Raw genomic sequence first — 5,950 nt, forward strand, 5'->3', positions numbered from 1 at the left:
TCTTTTCTTTCGATTAACGCTGACCGGCTTAATGCCGCACAGGGTGGTAAAACCTCGGCACAAAATGACGTGCAGGCCACGGTTGCCAGCGGCGGGCAGTGGTCCGGCAGCCTGATTGCCGGGCGTGACCTGAACTTTACCGCACACGATTTCAGCAACGGCGGTACGCTGGCCGCCAACCGCAACGGTCAGTTCAGCTTCGGCACCCTGACCAATAACGGCCTGCTGCAGTCCCTCGGCACGCAGCAGCTTGACGGCGATACCTTCAATAACAACGGCACGGCGCAGTCCGGCGGTGACCAGACGCTGACCCTGAATCAGTTCAATAATCAGGGGCTGACCGGCACCCGCGGCGACTTAGCGCTGACCGTGCGGGACGGCGTGACCAACGGTGATACGGCAACCTTACTGGCTGGCGGTCAACTGACACTCAACACCGCCCAGGCAGATCTGGGTGGCACGCTGACCGGTACGCAGGGTGCAACACTTAACGCCACCGCGCTGACCACCCGCGCCGGATCGGTACAGTCCAGCCAGGGCGATGTGAACCTCAGTGCGGATACCGCGAACTTAAAGGGTTTTCTCTCCGCAGATGGCAACGCGGCGCTGACCACGCAACAGCTCACTACCGGCAACGGCTCGCAGACGCAGGGCAAAAACGCGCTGGGGATCAGTGCGTCTGAAAAAGCCGATCTGGCCGGGAAACTGGTGACACCGGGCACGCTGACGGTTCAGGCCGGTACGCTGACCAACGGCGCGGCGCTGGGTGCGGACAATGTGGATATCACGGCCACCTCGCTGACCAACAACGGTGCCATCACCGCCGACGACAGCCTGCATGTGAAAGCCGGTACGTTGCAGCAGCAAGGCAGCCTGTCTGCGCAGAACCAGATGACGCTGGAAGGCCAGACGCTGGTCAATCAGGGCAATATCTCCGGCGGTAACGTCGGCGTGAATGTTACCGGCAGTCTGACCAATCAGGGCACCGGCGTGATATCGGCGGGTAATGGTCTGACCGTGACGGCACCGGTTGTGACCAACAGCGGCCAGCTTCTGGCACAAACGGTCGGCGTGAATGCCACTGGTATCAGCAACAACGGGCTGATGCAGGGCAACGGCGGTACCACGCTCACCGCCAGCACCTTAACCAACGGTGCGCAGGGGCAGGTATTGTCCGGCGGCACGCTGGGTGTGCAGGCAGGCGATACCCAGAATCAAGGACGTTTACAGGGCAGCCAGTTGACTCTGACCGGTAACAGCCTGACCAACGGCGGCACGGCATTAGGCACGAATGGCCTGAACGCGCAGATGCAGGGGGATCTCACCAACAGCGGCAGCCTGCTCTCTTCCGGTGATGTCACGGTGAACGCCGCCACGCTGGAAAACAGTGGCCAGTTGCTCAGCGATAAAACCGCCACGGTGACGGCTAACCATCTGACCAATCAGGGGCAAATCCAGGGCGACACGCTGGCCGTTACTGCCGGTTCCGCAGATAACAGCGGCAACCTGATTGGCCTGAAGGGCCTGACGGCGCAGCTGCAGCAGGATTTAACCAACGCCACGTCCGGCAAGATGCTGACGCAGGGCGCACTCACCGTCACCGCCGCGCACGTCACCAACAACGGCAACTGGCAGGCCGACAGCGCCGATTTACACGCCGGTCAGTTAGATCTTAACGGCGCGATCCAGACCGCCGCACGCGCGAAGCTGACTCTTACCGGCGCGCTCAACACGCAGGCGCAGGGCAAAATCATCTCAACCGGTCTGGCTATTTTGCAGGCGGCGAACCTGAATAATCAGGGGAACTGGTCGGCGGATAATCTCACCCTGACCGGTGGTGCGCTGACCAGCAGCGGCGGCATCAGCGGTGTCAGCGCGCTTGCGACCACGCTCAGCGGGCAACTTCAGGTTCAGCAGGGCGGCACATTACTCAGTGGCGGCACCGCCACGCTGAACGCCGGGAATATTGCTAACAGCGGCACCATTCAGGCCGGTAATCTTGTGCTGACCACCAACAGTATTAGCAACGCCGGGCAGTTACAGGGCCAGCAAAGCCTGCAGGGTACGGTCCAAAACGGCATCACCAACCTGAGCGGCGGCACCGTGCGCAGTCAGGGCACGTTAGATTTGGGCGCACAGACGCTGCTCAATCAGGGCAAGATGCAGGGCGACGGCGTCACTCATCTGACCCTTTCCAATAATCTCAATAATCAGGGCACCTTACTGACCGGCGGCAGGCTGACAGTGTCTGCACCGGTGCTGACCAACAGCGGCACGCTGCAGGCGCAGGGCCTGACCCTGACCGGCGGCACGCTCAACAACAGCGGTACGCTGACCGGACAGGGCGACAGCGCGCTGAACGTCACGCAGATGACCAATCAGGGCCAGCTTCAGGGCGACCGGCTGACGCTGACCGGTAACGAACTGCATAATACCGGCACCGTTTGGGGCAGTCAGTCGCTGGGGCTTAACGTCCAGAACGCCGACAACCAGGCTGGCGGCAAACTCTACAGCGCAGGCAACCTGACGCTGGTGACGCCAGTGCTGAATCAGGCGGGCAGCCTGCTGGCGCTGGGGGATATGACGCTGCAACTCGGTTCGGGCTTTACCCAGACCGGCACGCTGGCAGCGGGGCAGAACCTCAATCTCAGCACGCAGGGCGACCTGAACGTGCTCGGTACCTTGCAGGGCAACGGCATCCAGCTCAGCTCGACCGGCAACTTTACCAACAGCGGTCAGCTGCGCGGTGGCGGCGGTACGGTGGGCGTGGACGCCGGCAACATCCAGCTCAACGGCAGCGGCAGCGTGCAGTCCGGCGGGGATATCCACCTGGCCAGCCGTGGCGTGCTTAACAACAGCGGCTTTGTCGGCGGGGCGGGCAACGTGGTGATGTCCGCTGGCGGCCAACTGACGAACAGCGCGCTGCTGTACGCCGGTAACAACATGCAGTTGCTGGCCGACAGTATTCACAATAACTACGGCGATATTCTGGCGGGCAACAGCCTGTGGCTGCAGCGGGACGCGGCGGGCAACGCCAACAGCGAAGTGGTCAATACGTCGGGGGATATCGAAACCACCAGCGGCGATATCACCATCAATACCGGGCATTTGCTGAATCAGCGTGACGGGTTGAGCACGTCGAGTTCTTATCAGGCGGCGGCAGACAGCCCGGCATCCGGCGGTGCCAGTTCGATCAAGGTGCGTCTGGGCGATCTGGATGATGATGAACTGGGTGTTAATACGACATCTAGTAGTGGACATACAGGAAGCGGGAGTAACGGAGTACCCTATACGATATATACCAATTATCTGGCCCCAGATGCAAAAGGCGCAATTAAAAAGTTTCTCATAGGGACTTCAACTGTTTCTGCCAGTGCTGCAGGTGGTGCCGGGCGTATTGCTGCAAATAGAAACATTAATATAGCAGCAGGCAATCTAGATAATATTGCTAGTAATATATTGGCTGGTAGCAATATTTCCCTTTCTGGGGGGAGTTTAAATAATCAGTCCTATACCAATAGCATTGAAAATAAATATATTACCTATCAATACGGTGGAAATATAGGGGATGCGTTCCCCGTAGCTACAGTCGTTCCAGACCTCCGAAAAAACGGATATGACGATAGCTATCAGTTCAAAAATAGCCTGAATTCAACCGTTACCTACAATATCACCGGCGCCCCTGAATACGAAACCCTCAGCACCGGCGAAGGTCTCCGCGCCGTTATTCAGGCCGGTGGGGCGGTTAACGCCAGTTTCAGCAATAACATCAGCAATACCACGACCTCCGCTAACGCAGGCGGTTTATCCCATGCGATAAGCGCACCGTCACTGAACGGCACGTCGGGCCTGCAACCGGTCAGCGGTTCGCAAAGCAAACAACTGGCATCCGCACAAAACCTGACCGTCGGCTCCGTTCAGTGGACGGATTCGGTCAGCAATGCCCTGAAGCAGATTGGCAATCAGGGCGCTGCACTGACGGATTACCCGTTGCCGACCGGCAATAACGGTTTGTTTGTCGCGAGTCAGGATCCTGCCAGCCCGTACCTGATCACCACCAACCCGCAACTTGGCGGGATAGGTAAAACTGATCCGAACCTGTTCAATGCGCTGAACGATTACCTTGCGCGACCGACGTCTGCGATATCTGCCGTGGGCAAACAGGCCACCCCGGGTGGCACCGGCCTGACCTCCGCGGCCTTTTCTGCAACGCCGGTGGCAGGTCAGGTTGTCCATCCTGCGGTTCAGCCTGGCACGCCGTCCAACCCACGCATTGAAACGGCACCGGTCTATACCGACGAGAGCAAATTCCTCGGCTCGGCCTACTTTATGGACCGGCTGAAGCTGACGCCGGATTACGACTACAAATTCCTCGGCGATGCCGCCTTCGATACCCGTTATGTCGATAACGCCGTGCTCAGCCAGACCGGGCAGCGCTACGTCGGCGGCACAGGGTCAGACCTCGCGCAGATGCAGTATCTGATTGATAACGCCGCCGAACAGCAGGCCGGTCTGGGCCTGCAACTGGGCGTCAGCCTGTCACCTGAACAGGTCGCTGCGCTGACCAAAAGCATCGTCTGGTGGGAAAAAACCACCGTCAACGGCCAGACGGTTCTGGCCCCTAAACTCTATCTTTCTGCCAACGACACCCACGCGGTGACCGGCAGCGTGATTTCCGGGAACACCGTCAATCTCGACGCCGGGCATATCGTCAATGCGGGCAGTACCCTGCAGGCCCAGACGCAACTGGCGGCAAAAAGCAGCAGTTCGCTGGATAACCTTAACGCCGGGCTGATTGCCTCTAACGGCAGCCTGCAGTTGAGCGCGCTGGGCGATATCAATAATATCGGTTCTTCAATTAGCGGACAGACCGTGGCGCTGGCCTCGGTCAGCGGCGATATCAATAACGTTACGCAGGCGCAGCAGTGGACGGCCGCGCCGACCACCAGCAAAAGTAAAACGGCTCAGCTGACCTTCAGCCAGACCCAGACCGGCGACGTGGCCGGTATCTCGGCCACTGACGGGCTCTCGCTTACCGCCGGTCACGACATCAATAACACCGGTGCCCGGCTCACGGCGGGCAGTGACCTGCAACTGGTGGCGCTGAACGACATCAGCATCACCGGCAACGCGCTCAGCACCAGCAAAACCACGGCGAAAAGCAGTACACAGACCACCGACAGCCAGGCCAGCACGGTCAGCGCGGGCGGTAATTTATCGGCCAGCGCGGGGCACGACCTGACGGTGGCGGGCAGCGCCGTGACCGCCAAAGGCGACGCCACGCTGGCGGCAGTCAACGACATCAACCTCAACACGATGGACCAGAGCAGCCATCAGACCAGCGGCAAAAATCAGGCTGACAGCAACAATGCCACCCGCACGGTGGTGAGCAGCGGCGGCGACCTGACGCTCAGCGCCGGGCGCGACCTTAACTCGCAGGCGGCGCAACTGACCGCCGACCTCAACGCCTCACTCCGCGCCGGTCGCGACGTCAACCTGAACGCGCAGCAGACCAGCACCTACAGCGAAACCCACGGCAGCAAAAGCGTGAGTATCCGTGAAAATGTCGGGCAGGAAGGGACAGCGGTGGTGAGCGGCGGAAGCACCACCATTGCCGCCGGGCGTGACATTACGACACAGGCCGCGCAAGTACAGGCCACCGGCGACCTGGCCCTGAACGCCGGGCGGGATGTGAATATCACCACCGCACAGGAAAGCCAGTACAGCTACGACGAAAAAACCAAAACCAAAAAACACCTGTTCTCCGGCACGACCACGCACACCGTTGCAGAGGACTATGCCACCACAGAGAAAGCCTCACAGCTGAGTGGCAATAAAGTCTCCGTTGTCGCCGGGCAGGACCTGACGGTGAAAGGTTCGTCCGTGGTCGGTGACGGGGATGTGACGCTGAAAGCGGGGAAAGACCTCAGCATTACCGCCGCCACAGAGG

Annotated in this window: 1 protein-coding gene; it reads left to right on the plus strand. The window is 60.1% G+C overall.

All coding sequences use genetic code 11. The features are described 5' to 3' along the window. Positions 1–5,950 (plus strand): hemagglutinin repeat-containing protein (locus tag AC1DUO_RS23000; protein ID WP_477988919.1); only part of this gene is annotated, 5,950 nt, incomplete at both ends.

This window comes from Rahnella sp. P4_A8, assembly GCF_056402435.1.